Here is a 313-nt window from a genome sequence, read left to right as displayed (position 1 = left end):
CACTCGCAGTCTGACTCCCAAGAATAAGTATTTGGCATTCGGAGTTTGACTGAATTCGGTAACCCGTTGGGGGCCCCTAGTCCAATCAGTGCTCTACCTCCAATACTCTCATCTTGAGGCTAGCCCTAAAGCTATTTCGGAGAGAACCAGCTATCTCCAGGTTCGATTGGAATTTCTCCGCTACCCACCCCTCATCCCCGCACTTTTCAACGTGCGTGGGTTCGGGCCTCCATTCAGTGTTACCTGAACTTCACCCTGGACATGGGTAGATCACCTGGTTTCGGGTCTACGACCTCATACTCATTCGCCCTAT

1 rRNA gene is annotated in these 313 nt (G+C 51.4%); it reads right to left on the bottom strand.

Going from position 1 to position 313, the window contains the following annotated elements:
* Positions 1-313, bottom strand: a 23S ribosomal RNA gene (locus CVN76_RS02490); the annotation flags it as partial.

It is taken from the genome of Bacillus sp. mrc49 (assembly GCF_002803435.1).
Note: the sequence above shows the minus strand (reverse complement) of the source record. Positions and strands in the feature narration are given on the sequence as shown.